This window comes from Escherichia sp. E1130 (assembly GCF_005781065.1).
Lineage (GTDB): Bacteria > Pseudomonadota > Gammaproteobacteria > Enterobacterales > Enterobacteriaceae > Escherichia.
In genome coordinates, this window is the sequence record NZ_VATL01000012.1 from 68,960 (window position 1) to 83,748 (window position 14,789).

Below are 14,789 nucleotides of genomic sequence, written 5' to 3' on the forward strand. Positions count from 1 at the left end.
AGCTTTTTATGAGCACCGCTTTGCTTGACGCCGTGGTGAAGAAAAACCGCGCGCGTTTGATCCCGTTTATGTTGGCACTGTATGTGCTGGCGTTTCTCGATCGTTCGAATATTGGTTTTGCCAAACAGACCTACCAGATTGATACCGGGCTGAGTAATGAAGCTTATGCGCTGGGGGCGGGTATTTTCTTTGTGGTTTACGCGTTTCTTGGTGTTCCGGCGAATCTGTTGATGCGCAAACTGGGGGCCAGAACCTGGATTGGTACGACGACACTGCTGTGGGGATTTCTTTCGGCAGCAATGGCATGGGCCGATACTGAAGCGAAATTTCTGATCGTTCGCACTCTGCTTGGCGCAGCGGAAGCCGGATTCTTCCCCGGTATGATTTATCTCACCTCGCAATGGTTTCCGCAGCGTAATCGCGCCAGCATTATGGGGCTGTTTTATATGGGAGCACCGCTGGCGTTAACGCTGGGATCACCGCTTTCCGGCGCGCTGCTGGAGATGCATGGATTTATGGGGCATCCCGGCTGGTTCTGGATGTTTGTGATTGAAGGATTGCTGGCAGTCGGCGCTGGGGTATTCACTTTCTTTTGGCTTGATGACACACCAGATCAGGCACGTTTTCTGAGTAAAGAAGAAAAAACGTTGCTTATCAATCAACTGGCAAGTGAAGAACAACAGAAAGTGACTTCTCGACTGAGCGATGCGTTGCGTAATGGACGAGTCTGGCAACTGGCAATTATCTACCTGACCATTCAGGTCGCGGTTTATGGATTAATTTTCTTCTTGCCGACGCAGGTTGCGGCATTGCTGGGGACAAAAGTGGGCTTTACGGCCTCTGTGGTCACCGCTATTCCGTGGGTTGCGGCATTGTTTGGGACCTGGCTTATTCCGCGCTATTCCGATAAAACCGGCGAACGACGCAATGTCGCGGCGCTGACATTGCTGGCCGCGGGCATTGGTATTGGCCTTTCCGGGCTACTTTCGCCAGTACTGGCAATCGTTGCGCTGTGTGTTGCAGCAATAGGGTTTATTGCCGTGCAGCCGGTGTTCTGGACTATGCCGACACAACTGCTTTCTGGTACGGCGCTGGCGGCGGGGATTGGTTTTGTCAACCTGTTTGGCGCAGTGGGCGGATTTATCGCCCCGATCCTGCGCGTAAAAGCAGAAACCTTGTTTGCCAGCGATGCGGCAGGATTGCTGACGCTGGCTGCGGTGGCGGTCGTCGGCTCGCTGATTATTTTCACTCTACGTGTAAGTCGCTCTGCTGTGCAGACTAACGTGGCACATCACTAATAGGTTAAGGAACATGATGAACGCATTATTAACCAATCCCTTCAAAGAACGCTTACGCAAAGGTGAAGTGCAAATTGGTCTGTGGTTAAGCTCAACGACTGCCTATATGGCAGAAATCGCCGCTACTTCCGGTTATGACTGGTTGCTGATTGACGGAGAGCACGCGCCAAATACCATTCAGGATCTTTATCACCAGTTACAGGCGATAGCGCCCTATGCCAGTCAGCCCGTGATCCGTCCGGTGGAAGGCAGTAAACCGCTGATTAAACAAGTCCTGGATATTGGCGCTCAAACCCTACTGATCCCGATGGTCGATACTGCCGAACAGGCACGTCAGGTGGTGTCTGCTACCCGATATCCACCCTACGGTGAGCGTGGTGTCGGGGCCAGTGTAGCTCGTGCTGCTCGCTGGGGACGCATTGAGAATTACATGGCGCAAGTCAACGACTCGCTTTGTCTGTTGGTGCAGGTGGAAAGTAAAACGGCACTGGATAACCTGGACGAAATCCTCGAAGTCGAAGGGATTGATGGCGTATTTATTGGGCCTGCGGATCTCTCAGCGTCGTTGGGGTATCCGGATAACGCCGGCCACCCGGAAGTTCAGTGTATTATTGAAGCAAGCATTCGTCGGATCCGCGCTGCGGGTAAAGCGGCTGGTTTTCTGGCTGTGGCTCCTGATATGGCGCAGCAATGTTTGGCGTGGGGAGCGAACTTTGTCGCTGTTGGCGTTGACACGATGCTCTATAGCGATGCCCTGGATCAACGACTGGCGATATTTAAATCAGGCAAAAATGGGCCACGCATAACAGGAAGTTATTAATATCAAAGGCCCATAGGGATTACCTGTGGGCCTGTATGTTAGTTAGTGGTTTTTCACTGTCAGATCGGCTTCGTTTAGCTGGGTGGTTGCGAGTACCAGGTCACGATCGATGCCCTGTTCCAGCATGCGCAAAGCAATTTTAATGGCTTGTTCATGCATGCCCTCCTGCCAGCCAATTTGGTGTCCTTCCTGCCGCAGCCGTTCAGCAATAGTCATTAATCTCTCCTTTTGTAGTGGTGAACGTTCGGCAATCTCCTCAATAAAGCGGGTGAAACGGGAGGTATCGCCGCATTGCAGCAGATAATTAAACAGCGTTTGCACCTGGCTGTCATTAGTGAAGCCCCTAACCAAAAGCGTGGTGATCCTGTCGACCAGACCGATTAAATCGCGCTCGCGAATATGCTTTTGAATCAGTTCCAGCAGAGCTATACGCCGATGTTGCATGATCTCATCGTCAGGTACGATGGTGATATCCACCAACGGAAAAGCTTCGGTGTACAACTGCCGGGCAAGCTGCGGGTCGTCAAATTCATCCAGCCAGTTAAGTGAATATGGGTAGGGTGAGGTTTCGCCGTGATAAAACAGCATTGGCACTACCAGAGGGACTCTGTCATAGCCTTTGTCCAGATGGCGCTGCATGACGGCAGTGGCATAACGCATCAGTCGAAAGGCCATGTTTTTTTCCGCAGTACTCTGATGCTCAATCACGCAGTAGATATAACCTTCGCCGTCGGTGGTTTCTACCGACCACAAAACATCCGAGTAGTAAGCGCGTAAACTTTTTTCAATAAAACTGGTGGGTTCCAGGCGTAAGGTTTGCAGGTTGCAAAGTTTTCTCAGCGGTTCCGGCAGATGTATTTCCAGAAAATCCCGCGCAGTTTCGGGTGAGAACATAAACGTTTTAAACACCGCATCATGCGGGGAGGAGGTTGTTGATTCGGTCATGGTTGTCCGTCACCTGATTTTTATGATGACGGGACATTACGGGGATCGCAGGCCGATGGCATCTGGCGGTTTTAGCCTTTGCGAGACGTTTTCAGAGGAATTTTCACTGCGTTGCAACGCATACATTGGGCACGGAATCGTGTACGCAAAAATGCCCGGTAACCACATGCTTACCGGGCATCAGAAAGGAGTTTAAGCCAGCGCCTGGGCCAGTAGCGTAATCGGATGTTCGCAGCGAAGGCTTGTGGACATCTCAATCTGCCATTTGCAGGTTTCGCAGTCGGTAACGACCAGATCTGCGCCGCTCTCTTCTATCTGGCGGAACAGTGGTGCGCCGATGGCTTGTGAGGTGGGGTAGTTCTCTTTTTTGAAACCGTAAGTACCCGCAATACCGCAGCACTGGGAATCCAGCACTGTCAGCTCAAGCCCTGGGATCTTACGCAACAGCTCCAGGGTGTAGAGTGTCCAGCCCATTTTTTCCATATGGCACGGAGTGTGATAAACCACTTTCAGCGGCAGCGGTTTCAGCGGTAACGTTTTGCCTTCGTCCAGCTTGCGCCACAGCCAGCGGGTCGCCAGTTCAATATGATCGCGCAAGCCTTTGTTGTCGACATTCAGCACTTCCGGGTATTCGTCGCGCAGGGCAAATGTACAGGTTGAGGAGGTGGCAATCACCGGAATGCCTTTTACCCCCACCGCTTCGCGGATCGACTCTACATTTGTGATCGCCTGTTTACGCGCTTTATCAGTAAAGCCGTTGGCGATTAGCGGCACACCGCAGCATTTTTCTTTGCTGAGTAATTGCACTCCCGTTCCCATCGCGTTGAGCACTTTAATTAAATCTTTTCCCAGTTGCGGATGGTTGTAGTTGACGAAGCAGCCGTGGAAAAAGGCGACCTGGTCTTTAAACTGCGCCTGCTGAGCCGCCACGCTGCGATACCAGCGACGGAACGTGCCGAAGGAGTATTTTGGCAGCGTGCGACGATGATCGATTTTTAACGCAGCATCAAGCAGCTGCCGTACTGGTTTCAGCGAGGTAGCGGTGTTGACGATTGGCGCGAACGGTGTGGAAACGCTGCCCATCAGATCGGTATGACTTAAAACGAAGTTACGCAGCGAGGGACGCGTGGTGTCATATTTCGCTCGTGCGCGCTGGATGATATCGCCAATCTTCACATCGGACGGGCAGGCGACTTCGCAACGTTTGCAGTTGATGCAATATTTCAGCGCCTCGTCATACAGTGCGCCATCTTTCAAACGCAGACGCTCGCCATCCGGCCCGGCTTGTTTTGGCCCTGGATAGCCGGGATTCACCCGGCTCACCGGGCAGGCGGTGGTGCAGACGGTGCACTTAATGCAATTTTCGAAGCTGGTGTCGTTCATTGTTGGCCTCCTGCGCGTTGGGCAATCTGTTGAGCGGCATGTAAAGCACTGACAGCACAAACGCCGCCGCCGCATCCCTGGGCGATGGGATCAAATCCGCCCAGCACCGAACCGATGGCAAACAAGTTCTCTACTGTTTGACCAGCCTGTGACGGGCGTAGCGCCTCGTCAGTGGTTACGCCGAACTGTTGCCACGGTTGCGCAGCAAAAAAGTCACTTCTATACCACTCACCCCGCGTGGGGGTTTGCAGTACATCAAGGCCGAGAATTGGCTCACGAATGCCGTCGCGTTCTGCCACCAGCCCGCCGCTAAAGAAACTGCCGCTGGCGAGAACCGCGAAACGTGGACGCAGCGGGATGTCGGCGTGATTGCGGGTCCAGATTTCACTCACCACGCCGTTTTTACAGGTGACTTTTTTCACTTCATCGCCCGGCATCCACACGCCGCCCTGGCGTACAAACTGGCGCTGTAACTGGTTTTGCAGACGAATACCCAGCACGGAAGGCGGCAGCGTTGGCAAAAGCATCAGTGAGCAAGGTAGTTTTTCATTCAGCCAGCGCCACAGTTTGTCATCGGCCAGGCCGAAGCAGGCGGGCATCAGGATCATTTCACAGGTATTGGCGACAGGGATTAGTGCATCAATTAACAGCGGCCAGTTTTCTTCGTTATCAAGGAAACGGGCGATATTCACCGCGCGAAACTCGGTGGCGTTATTGCGTAGCACATCCAGTTGCGGCAGTTCAATTTCAGCAGTTTCAACCGAAAGATCCAGTTCGCGCAACGAAGCCGCCGCAAGATGCGCCTGAAAATCCATCAGCCCGCTAATTCCCACCACACATATCTTCTTCGCGGGTAGCGGCCAGACGGGAACTTCTGGCGAACTTAACCAGGTCGAACGCAAAGTGCCGAGCGGGGTAACGCGCTGATGGGCCAGTTCCACGCTGCCCTGCAATTGCGCGCCGCTTTCCGCAATTAATGTCTGCGCCTGACAAGCGAGATCCAGTACGCGTTGTGGGCCGAGAAGACTGTAAGGGTGGGTAGGTGCCTGATGGCACAAAGACTCCAGCCCTGCATGAATGTCTGCCACCGGCTGACCGTCTGGCAGGTGGCTCAGTAGGTCCAGCGATCCGGATGAGAAATGCAGAGCGCTCTGTCCACGGGTGACAATGGCACAGCGCAGACCGTGTTTTTGCAATCGCAGGCCGCAGAGTAATCCGGCAAGACCGCCGCCCATAATGACAGTATCAAATCGCATCTTTCTGCTCCTTCTCCAGACCACACAGTCCCTGATAAACCCAGCGGGTAAATTCGCTTTCGCGCAATGCGTCTCCCCATGCAATGGGCTGCACACCTTTCCAGCGTTCGTTAAGGAAAGTGGAAAGTTGTTCGATAGATTGTGCGGAGGTGGTGACGTTAAAGCGTTGCAGCAGCCCGGCGGCGCGGCAGGCGCAGAGCTCGCCCTGGCAGGTGCCCATCCCCACACGGGTGCGACGGCGTAAATCTAACAGGCTATTCACGTTTAGATTTTCTACCGCGTACTGTACTTCGCCAGCGGTAACGGCTTCACACTCACAAACCAGGCTGCGGTGCAAACGGCCTTCGCTTAACCATGCTGGCGTGCGATCGCCATGACGGTAAACCGCAGAGCCGCGTAGTGGGGCAGGAAGGGAAATGACTTTACGTAAGGTGACTTCAGCAGGTTCCTGTGAACCAGGAAGTGCCAGATCGGCGGTCGTACAGGGGCGCGTGTTGCCCAGCTTGCGGCAGACGGCATCCGTAGCCCATTCCGCCATCAGACGATAGGTCATCAGTTTGCCGCCGGTGATGGTGATAAATCCGTCCAGACCATCGCGTTCGGCATGGTCGAGCAGCACGATGCCACGACTGACGTTACGGCCGCTCGGGTCGTCATCGCTGGCAACCAACGGGCGCACGCCAGAGTAGGCCCGCAAAATGCGCGTTTTCGCCATAACGGGGGCCAGTTTTTCCCCTTCACGCAGCAGAATATCCACTTCTTCTGCCGTCACTCGGTTGTCGTCTATCTCATCGTAATTAATGCGTAAAGAGGTGGTGCCAATCAGCGAAATGGTATCGCCAGGCACCAGAATATCGGCGTCGGAAGGTTTACGGCAGCGGTTGATCACATGCTGATTAATGCGGTGGTCCATGATCAGCAGCGATCCTTTCGCCGGGAACATGCGAATGCGCAGATCGGCATATTCGGCAATGTGTTGCCCCCAGATCCCGGCGGCATTAACTACGACAGGCGCATGAAGTGCCTGAGTTTCGCCGGTGAGATGATTACGTACACGAACACCGCACACCGTCGCGCCTTCACGAATTAGTCCCGTGACTTCATGAGCGGTAAGGATAACGGCACCATGTTCTTTTGCATCGAGCATGTTCGCTGCGGTCAGCCGGAATGGGTCAACGGTGCCATCCGGAACTTTTACCGCGCCAATCAGTGCCGGGTTAACGGAAGGTTCGATAATGCGTGCTTGCTGCGGATCAATGGCTTCAGCACTGATTCCAGCCTCTTCGCAAGCACGAATAAAAGTTGCCTGGAAGGAGAGATCATCTTCCGGCAGGGTGATAAACAGGCCGTTGGTTGGTTCGACACAGTGACGCGCAATGCGTTTTAAAATCTGGTTTTCACTAATACATTCGCGGGCCGATTCCGCATCGGTAACCGCATAGCGTGCGCCGCTGTGCAGCAGACCGTGGTTACGCCCGGTGGCTCCCGTTGCGATGTCGTGGCGTTCAACCAAAATCACTTTCAGCCCGCGCAGGGCACAGTCGCGGGCAATCCCGGCTCCCGTTGCGCCGCCGCCAATGATAATCACGTCACTTGTTTGCGAATCGCGAGTTTTCATTGTTATCCCTCAAAAGTTCGTTTTGTCTCATTTAGCCACAGAAAAAACATAGATTGTTTGATTTCGCGCATAATCGCTCATAATTCGAAAGTGAAACGTGATTTCATGCGTCATTTTGAACATTTTGTAAATCTTATTTAATAATGTGTGCGGTAATTCACATTCATTGAATGAATGATTAATTAACATCGCGGCAACTCAAGAAACGGCAGGTTCTTCCATTGAATCAGGCTGTTAATCATAAATAAGACCACGGCCACGGAGGCTATAAATGTTGAGTATTTTTAAACCAGCGCCACACAAGGCGCGCTTACCTGCTGCGGAGATCGACCCGACTTACCGTCGATTACGCTGGCAAATTTTCCTGGGGATATTCTTTGGTTATGCCGCTTACTATTTGGTTCGTAAGAACTTTGCTCTCGCGATGCCCTACCTGGTGGAGCAGGGGTTCTCACGTGGTGATTTAGGTTTTGCCCTTTCAGGGATCTCAATTGCCTACGGATTTTCCAAATTCATCATGGGGTCAGTGTCGGACCGCTCGAATCCGCGCGTTTTCCTGCCGGCAGGTCTGATTCTTGCTGCGGCAGTTATGCTTTTTATGGGCTTTGTACCGTGGGCGACATCGAGCATTGCGGTGATGTTTGTGCTGCTGTTCCTCTGCGGTTGGTTCCAGGGGATGGGATGGCCGCCGTGCGGTCGTACTATGGTGCACTGGTGGTCGCAGAAAGAACGTGGCGGCATTGTGTCGGTGTGGAACTGTGCGCATAACGTCGGTGGTGGTATTCCGCCGCTGCTGTTCCTGCTGGGGATGGCCTGGTTCAATGACTGGCACGCGGCGCTTTATATGCCGGCTTTCTGTGCCATTCTGGTGGCTCTGTTCGCCTTTGCGATGATGCGCGATACCCCACAATCTTGTGGCCTGCCGCCGATCGAAGAGTACAAAAATGATTACCCGGACGACTATAACGAAAAAGCGGAACAGGAACTGACCGCGAAACAGATCTTCATGCAGTACGTGCTGCCGAATAAACTGCTGTGGTACATCGCCATCGCCAACGTGTTCGTCTATCTGCTGCGCTACGGTATCCTCGACTGGTCACCGACTTACCTGAAAGAGGTGAAACACTTCGCGCTGGATAAATCCTCCTGGGCCTACTTCTTCTATGAGTATGCGGGCATTCCAGGCACTCTGCTGTGCGGCTGGATGTCGGACAAAGTCTTCCGCGGTAACCGTGGGGCAACCGGCGTCTTCTTTATGACTCTGGTGACTATCGCCACCATCGTTTACTGGATGAACCCGGCAGGCAACCCAACTGTCGATATGATTTGTATGATTGTTATCGGCTTCCTGATCTACGGCCCAGTCATGCTGATTGGTCTGCACGCGCTGGAACTGGCGCCGAAGAAAGCGGCAGGTACGGCGGCGGGCTTTACCGGACTGTTTGGTTACCTTGGTGGCTCCGTAGCGGCAAGCGCGATTGTCGGCTACACCGTTGACTACTTTGGCTGGGATGGCGGCTTCATGGTGATGATTGGCGGCAGCATCCTGGCGGTTATCTTGTTAATTGTCGTGATGATTGGCGAAAAACGTCGCCATCAGGAATTACAGCAAAAACGCAACGGAGGCTAATGGCATGAAATTGACGCTGAAAAAACTTAGCATGGCTATCATGATGAGTGGAATGATCATGGGAAGCAGTGCAATGGCGGCGGATAACAGTGAGAAAATAGTGATTGCCCATCGCGGCGCCAGTGGTTATTTGCCGGAGCATACGCTGCCTGCAAAGGCGATGGCGTATGCGCAGGGGGCCGATTATCTGGAACAGGATTTGGTGATGACGAAGGACGACCATCTGGTCGTTCTGCATGACCACTATCTTGACCGGGTAACCGATGTTGCCGATCGTTTCCCGGATCGGGCGCGTAAAGATGGCCGTTACTACGCGATAGATTTTACACTGGATGAAATTAAGTCTTTAAAATTCACTGAAGGCTTCGATATTGAAAACGGTAAAAAAGTGCAGACTTTTCCCGGGCGTTTCCCGATGGGTAAATCTGACTTCCGGGTGCACACTTTCGAAGAGGAAATTGAATTTGTTCAGGGGCTAAACCATTCGACCGGGAAAAATATTGGTATCTATCCAGAGATTAAAGCGCCGTGGTTCCATCATCAGGAAGGGAAGGATATTGCGGCAAAAACCCTGGAAGTGCTGAAGAAATATGGCTACACCGGTAAGGATGATAAGGTTTATCTGCAATGCTTTGATGCTGATGAACTGAAGCGTATTAAGAATGAGCTGGAACCTAAAATGGGTATGGACCTCAACCTGGTACAGCTGATTGCCTATACCGACTGGAACGAAACTCAGCAGAAACAACCGGACGGAAGCTGGGTTAATTACAGCTATGACTGGATGTTCAAGCCGGGTGCCATGAAACAGGTGGCGGAATACGCTGATGGTATTGGCCCGGATTACCATATGGTGATTGATGAGACATCGCAGCCGGGTAATATCAAGCTTACCGGAATGGTAAAAGATGCACAGCAGAATAAGCTGGTGGTGCATCCTTATACCGTGCGGGCCGACAAGCTACCGGCCTACACAACGAATGTGAATCAGCTTTATGACATTTTGTATAACAAAGCTGGAGTGAACGGTTTGTTCACTGACTTCCCGGATAAAGCGGTTACCTTCCTGCAACAACAGAAATAATCTCACCTTCGGCATTCCGGTCTGCCCGGAATGCCGCTTTGCTTCTGTAACAAGTCCATTTTTGTACACAAAAATCTTAAGGATTTCTTAAGGCAACACTTTATATTTCCATCCTGATAATTAATGTGCACATAGTGCCGGATGGTAAGTAATGGTGTCAGGAACGGAAGACGAACAATTTGAACGTTGGTGGGCGACCAAAGGAGACTGGGTCGAAGAACCCAATTATCGACGCAATGGTATGAGTGGTGTGCAGTGTGTAGAGCGCGATGGTAAAAAGCTTTATGTGAAGCGTATGACTCAGCATCTCTTTCATTCGCTGCGCTATCCCTTTGGACGCCCGACGATTGTGCGGGAGATTGAGGTGATAAACGATTTGGAGCGCGCGGGCGTTATCGTGCCGAAAATCGTATTTGGTGAAGCAATCAAACGAGAAGGGGAATGGCGGGCGCTACTGGTTACCGAGGATATGACCGGTTTCATCAGTATTGCAGACTGGTATACACAACATGCTATTACCCCTTACCCAGACGATGTGCGTGAAGCAATGCTACACGCGGTGGCACAAGCGTTTAAAAAAATGCATAGCGTCAAGCGTCAGCATGGCTGTTGCTACGTTCGTCATATTTATGTGAAAACGGAGGGTGTGGCGGAAGCGGGGTTTCTTGATCTGGAAAAAAGTCGCCGCCGATTGCGTCGTCAAAAAGCAGCTCAGCATGATTTCGCCCAACTGGAGAAGTATTTATCTCCCATTCCTCCCGACGACTGGGAGCAGGTGAAAGCGTATTACTACGCCATGTAATCGTTGTAGGCCAGATAAGACGCATAAGCGTCGCATCTGGCACTAGTACCCGCTCACAACTCTATTTCGATATCGCCTTTTGCCCGGCAACAACAGGGCAAAATCTCCCCTGGCTGAATAAAGGCTAACGGTTCGGCAATCCAGTCAACCTGACCTGCAACCAGGCGAGTGCGACAGGAGCCGCAGTAGCCTTCGCGACACTGGTACTCAACCGCCACATTATGGGATTCCAGCGCCGCCAGAAGGGAAGGGTGTTCATCCTGGCACAGCAGTTGTGTGCCAGTGATGCGCAAGGTAACGCGGGTCATCAGAGCTGGAAGTTACTCAAATCGTCGGTGTCCACTTCCGAGTCAATTTGACCGACCAGATAAGAACTCACCTCAACTTCCTGTGGGGCAACCTGCACGTTATCCGACACCAGCCAGGTGTTGATCCACGGGATCGGGTTGGAACGTGTCTGGAACGGCAGATCCAAACCGACAGCTTGCATGCGGATGTTGGTGATGTACTCGACGTACTGGCAGAGAATGTCCTTGTTCAGACCAATCATCGAACCGTCACGGAACAGATAATCCGCCCAGTCTTTCTCCTGCTGTGCCGCCTGGACAAACAGCTCATAGCACTCCTGCTTACACTCTTCGGCTATTTCCGCCATTTCCGGATCATCCGCGCCGCTGCGCAGTAGATTCAGCATATGCTGAGTACCGGTCAGGTGCAGGGCTTCGTCACGGGCAATCAGGCGAATAATCTTGGCGTTACCTTCCATCAGTTCGCGTTCTGCAAAGGCAAAGGAACAAGCAAAGCTGACGTAGAAGCGAATGGCCTCCAGCGCGTTAACGCTCATCAGGCAGAGATAAAGTTTTTTCTTCAGCTCGCGCAGGCTAACGGTCACGGTTTTACCGTTGACGGTGTGGGTGCCTTCGCCCAGCAAATGCCAGTAGCTGGTCATCTCGATCAGTTCATCGTAATAGCGGGAAATGCCTTCTGCGCGTTTCTGGATCTGCTCGTTGGTGACGATATCGTCGAATACAACAGACGGATCGTTAACGATATTACGAATGATATGGGTATAAGAACGAGAGTGAATCGTTTCTGAAAATGCCCACGTTTCTACCCAGGTTTCCAGTTCCGGAATAGAAATTAGCGGCAGCAGTGCCACGTTCGGACTACGACCCTGAATGGAATCCAGCAGTGTCTGGTACTTCAGGTTGCTGATAAAAATGTGCTTTTCGTGTTCAGGTAGTGCCTGGTAATCAATACGGTCGCGAGAAACGTCAACTTCTTCCGGACGCCAGAAGAAAGAGAGCTGCTTTTCGATCAGCTTTTCGAAGATTTCATATTTTTGCTGATCGTAGCGGGCCACGTTGACCGGCTGACCAAAGAACATCGGTTCTTTGAGCTGATCATTCTTCGTCTGTGAAAATGTGGTATATGCCATGAATATGTCCTGTTGGGAGTTTAATGCCGGATAAGGCATTTTACGCCGCATCCGGCATCCAGAGCCTGATGCGACGCTGGCGCGTTTTATCAGGCCTACAAAATTCGAGACGTAGGCCGGATAAGACATTTTACGCCGTATCCTGCATCTCAATATCAGATCTTACATGCGCCGCTTTCGCAGCCATCGTCCTGGATTGACGGCACCAGATCGTCCTGTGCGTCTTCTGCGCCGTCACGGGTGTTCTGATAATACAGCGTTTTGACCCCGAATTTGTAGGCGGTGAGCAGGTCTTTCAGCAGTTGCTGCATCGGCACTTTTCCTGACGGGAAGCGTGACGGATCGTAGTTAGTATTCGCAGAGATCGACTGATCGATAAATTTCTGCATGATACCAACCAGTTGCAGATAACCATCGTTACCCGGCATTTCCCACAGCAGTTCATAGGCATCGTGCAGGTGTTCGTAGTCTGGAACGACCTGGCGCAGAATACCGTCTTTCGACGCTTTAATGCTGACATAACCGCGCGGCGGTTCAATGCCGTTAGTAGCATTAGAGATCTGCGAAGAGGTCTCGGAAGGCATCAGCGCTGACAGTGTAGAGTTACGCAGGCCGTAAGTTTTGATCGACTCACGCAATGCTTCCCAGTCGTAATGCAGCGGCTCATTAGCGATGGCATCCAGATCTTTCTTATAGGTATCGATCGGCAGGATCCCTTTCGCATAGGTGGTTTCGTTAAACCACGGGCACGCGCCTTGCTCTTTCGCCAGCTCATTAGACGCTTTCAGCAGGTAATACTGAATGGCTTCGAAGGTTTTATGCGTCAGGTTGTTGGCGCTGCCGTCGGAGTAGCGTTTACCGTGCTTCGCCAGATAGTAAGCGAAGTTGATCACACCAATACCCAGTGTACGACGACCCATCGCTCCACGTTTGGCTGCCGGGATCGGGTAATCCTGATAATCCAGCAGCGCGTCGAGTGCGCGTACCGCCAGAACGGCCAACTCTTCCAGTTCATCCAGGCTGTTAATTGCCCCCAGGTTGAAAGCCGAAAGCGTACACAGCGCGATTTCACCGTTTTCGTCGTTAACGTCATTCAGCGGTTTGGTCGGCAGAGCGATTTCCAGACACAGGTTAGACTGGCGCACTGGCGCGATGGCCGGATCAAACGGGCTATGGGTATTGCAGTGGTCAACGTTCTGAATATAGATACGACCAGTAGACGCACGTTCCTGCATCATAAGTGAGAACAGCTCAACGGCTTTCACACGCTGCTTGCGGATGCTGTCGTCTTTCTCATATTTGGTGTACAAGCGCTCAAACTCTTCCTGATCGGCGAAGAATGCGTCGTACAGCCCCGGTACGTCGGACGGGCTGAACAGGGTGATATCTTCACCTTTCAGCAGACGGGTATACATCAGTTTGTTGATTTGTACCCCGTAGTCCATATGACGCACGCGGTTGCCTTCAACCCCACGGTTATTTTTCAACACCAGCAGGCTTTCCACTTCCAGATGCCAGATTGGGTAGAACAGCGTTGCCGCACCGCCGCGCACGCCGCCCTGGGAGCAGGATTTCACCGCCGTCTGGAAATGTTTGTAGAACGGAATGCATCCGGTATGGAACGCTTCACCGCCACGAATCGGGCTACCCAGTGCACGAATACGCCCGGCGTTGATGCCGATCCCCGCACGCTGGGAAACGTATTTCACAATCGCGCTGGAGGTCGCGTTAATGGAATCCAGGCTGTCGCCGCACTCGATCAGCACGCAGGAGCTGAACTGGCGAGTCGGGGTACGCACGCCGGACATGATTGGCGTCGGCAGCGAAATTTTAAATGTGGAAACCGCGTCGTAAAAACGCTTCACGTATTGCAGACGCGTTTCGCGCGGGTAGTTCGAGAACAGGCACGCAGCAACCAGAATATAGAGGAACTGTGCGCTCTCGTAGATTTCGCCGGTCACGCGGTTCTGTACCAGATATTTGCCTTCCAGCTGCTTAACGGCAGCATAAGAGAAGGTCATATCACGGTCGTGAACGATAAACGTGTCCATCTGCTTGAACTCTTCTTCCGTGTAGTCTTCCAGCAGATGATTATCGTATTTGCCCATTTCGACCATTTTCACCACGTGGTCGTACAGCGCAGGCGGCTCAAACTGGCCGTAGGCTTTTTTACGCAGGTGGAAAATTGCCAGGCGCGCGGCGAGATACTGATAGTCCGGTGCATCACGGGAGATCAGATCAGCGGCAGCCTTGATAATAGTTTCGTGGATGTCGGAGGTCTTGATTCCGTCATAAAACTGAATATGGGAGCGCAGCTCGACCTGGGAAATCGAAACGTTATGCAGTCCTTCTGCCGCCCAGTCCAGAACGCGATGGATTTTGTCGAGATTGATGCGCTCTGTGCTACCGTCGCGCTTTGTCACCAGCAGATTCTGATTCATGTATGTCGTACCTGTTTTTGGAATTCTTTCCGCAATAGTTTCACGGCAACTACCTGTAGTAAGGAAAGCTGCAA

At 52.3% G+C, this 14,789-nt stretch carries 12 protein-coding genes; 5 read left to right on the forward strand and 7 right to left on the reverse strand.

Annotation, left to right across the window (positions count from 1 at the left end):
* Positions 1-8 precede the first annotated feature (8 nt).
* A complete protein-coding gene (locus FEK66_RS11130; protein WP_135494614.1) occupies positions 9-1,298 on the forward strand; it encodes an MFS transporter in 1,290 nt (429 codons plus the stop codon).
* 16 nt (positions 1,299-1,314) lie between these two features.
* Positions 1,315-2,118, forward strand: a complete 804-nt coding sequence (yfaU, locus tag FEK66_RS11135) for a 2-keto-3-deoxy-L-rhamnonate aldolase (RefSeq protein ID WP_135494668.1) — start codon at positions 1,315-1,317, stop codon at positions 2,116-2,118.
* A 42-nt stretch (positions 2,119-2,160) separates the two neighbouring features.
* Here the strand turns inward: yfaU and FEK66_RS11140 are convergent, their stop codons facing one another.
* The 4 genes from FEK66_RS11140 to glpA form a co-directional block, all read right to left on the reverse strand.
* Positions 2,161-3,063, reverse strand: coding sequence for an ISNCY family transposase (locus tag FEK66_RS11140; RefSeq protein ID WP_135494612.1), 903 nt, complete (start codon positions 3,061-3,063; stop codon positions 2,161-2,163).
* A 192-nt stretch (positions 3,064-3,255) separates the two neighbouring features.
* Positions 3,256-4,446 (reverse strand): anaerobic glycerol-3-phosphate dehydrogenase subunit GlpC, encoded by a 1,191-nt coding sequence (gene glpC, locus FEK66_RS11145; protein ID WP_135494609.1) that lies wholly within the window; start codon positions 4,444-4,446, stop codon positions 3,256-3,258.
* Positions 4,443-5,702 carry a glycerol-3-phosphate dehydrogenase subunit GlpB gene (glpB, locus tag FEK66_RS11150; protein ID WP_135494607.1) on the reverse strand — a complete coding sequence of 420 codons (1,260 nt, stop codon included), beginning with the start codon at positions 5,700-5,702 and terminating at the stop codon, positions 4,443-4,445. The genes glpC and glpB overlap by 4 nt, the downstream gene beginning before the upstream one ends.
* Entirely contained in the window at positions 5,692-7,320 is a 1,629-nt protein-coding gene (gene glpA / locus FEK66_RS11155) for an anaerobic glycerol-3-phosphate dehydrogenase subunit A (RefSeq protein WP_135410192.1), read from the reverse strand. Before glpA ends, glpB begins: the two co-directional genes overlap by 11 nt.
* Before the next feature lie 271 nt (positions 7,321-7,591).
* On the opposite strand from glpA, the gene glpT reads away from it, so the two are divergent.
* The 3 genes from glpT to inaA all read left to right on the forward strand — a co-directional run bounded on the left by glpT (position 7,592) and on the right by inaA (position 10,836).
* Entirely contained in the window at positions 7,592-8,950 is a 1,359-nt protein-coding gene (gene glpT / locus FEK66_RS11160; RefSeq protein ID WP_064526704.1) for a glycerol-3-phosphate transporter, read from the forward strand.
* A gap of 4 nt (positions 8,951-8,954) precedes the next feature.
* Complete coding sequence (gene glpQ, locus FEK66_RS11165) at positions 8,955-10,034, forward strand: glycerophosphodiester phosphodiesterase (protein ID WP_130207163.1); 1,080 nt, start codon at positions 8,955-8,957, stop codon at positions 10,032-10,034.
* 151 nt (positions 10,035-10,185) lie between these two features.
* Positions 10,186-10,836, forward strand: coding sequence for a lipopolysaccharide kinase InaA (inaA, locus tag FEK66_RS11170; protein WP_135494605.1), 651 nt, complete (start codon positions 10,186-10,188; stop codon positions 10,834-10,836).
* Positions 10,837-10,889: 53 nt separating this feature from the next.
* Here inaA and yfaE read toward each other — a convergent pair whose 3' ends face one another.
* The 3 genes from yfaE to nrdA all read right to left on the reverse strand — a co-directional run bounded on the left by yfaE (position 10,890) and on the right by nrdA (position 14,715).
* On the reverse strand, positions 10,890-11,144 hold the full coding sequence (yfaE, locus tag FEK66_RS11175; protein WP_130207161.1) for a ferredoxin-like diferric-tyrosyl radical cofactor maintenance protein YfaE: 255 nt from the start codon (positions 11,142-11,144) through the stop codon (positions 10,890-10,892).
* Positions 11,144-12,274, reverse strand: a complete 1,131-nt coding sequence (nrdB, locus tag FEK66_RS11180) for a class Ia ribonucleoside-diphosphate reductase subunit beta (protein ID WP_130207160.1) — start codon at positions 12,272-12,274, stop codon at positions 11,144-11,146. The genes yfaE and nrdB overlap by 1 nt, the downstream gene beginning before the upstream one ends.
* A 155-nt stretch (positions 12,275-12,429) precedes the next feature.
* Positions 12,430-14,715: a class 1a ribonucleoside-diphosphate reductase subunit alpha gene (nrdA, locus tag FEK66_RS11185; RefSeq protein WP_130207159.1), complete on the reverse strand. Its 2,286-nt coding sequence runs from the start codon at positions 14,713-14,715 to the stop codon at positions 12,430-12,432.
* Between the last annotated feature and the right edge of the window lie 74 nt (positions 14,716-14,789).

What these genes read in the sequence shown, in the direction of transcription:
- FEK66_RS11130 (WP_135494614.1), top strand. Translation starts at nt 9, where the DNA reads ATGAGCACCGCTTTGCTTGACGCCGTGGTGAAGAAAAACCGCGCGCGT.
- yfaU (WP_135494668.1), top strand. Translation starts at nt 1,315, where the DNA reads ATGAACGCATTATTAACCAATCCCTTCAAAGAACGCTTACGCAAAGGT.
- FEK66_RS11140 (WP_135494612.1), bottom strand. Translation starts at nt 3,063, where the DNA reads ATGACCGAATCAACAACCTCCTCCCCGCATGATGCGGTGTTTAAAACG.
- glpC (WP_135494609.1), bottom strand. Translation starts at nt 4,446, where the DNA reads ATGAACGACACCAGCTTCGAAAATTGCATTAAGTGCACCGTCTGCACC.
- glpB (WP_135494607.1), bottom strand. Translation starts at nt 5,702, where the DNA reads ATGCGATTTGATACTGTCATTATGGGCGGCGGTCTTGCCGGATTACTC.
- glpA (WP_135410192.1), bottom strand. Translation starts at nt 7,320, where the DNA reads ATGAAAACTCGCGATTCGCAAACAAGTGACGTGATTATCATTGGCGGC.
- glpT (WP_064526704.1), top strand. Translation starts at nt 7,592, where the DNA reads ATGTTGAGTATTTTTAAACCAGCGCCACACAAGGCGCGCTTACCTGCT.
- glpQ (WP_130207163.1), top strand. Translation starts at nt 8,955, where the DNA reads ATGAAATTGACGCTGAAAAAACTTAGCATGGCTATCATGATGAGTGGA.
- inaA (WP_135494605.1), top strand. Translation starts at nt 10,186, where the DNA reads ATGGTGTCAGGAACGGAAGACGAACAATTTGAACGTTGGTGGGCGACC.
- yfaE (WP_130207161.1), bottom strand. Translation starts at nt 11,144, where the DNA reads ATGACCCGCGTTACCTTGCGCATCACTGGCACACAACTGCTGTGCCAG.
- nrdB (WP_130207160.1), bottom strand. Translation starts at nt 12,274, where the DNA reads ATGGCATATACCACATTTTCACAGACGAAGAATGATCAGCTCAAAGAA.
- nrdA (WP_130207159.1), bottom strand. Translation starts at nt 14,715, where the DNA reads ATGAATCAGAATCTGCTGGTGACAAAGCGCGACGGTAGCACAGAGCGC.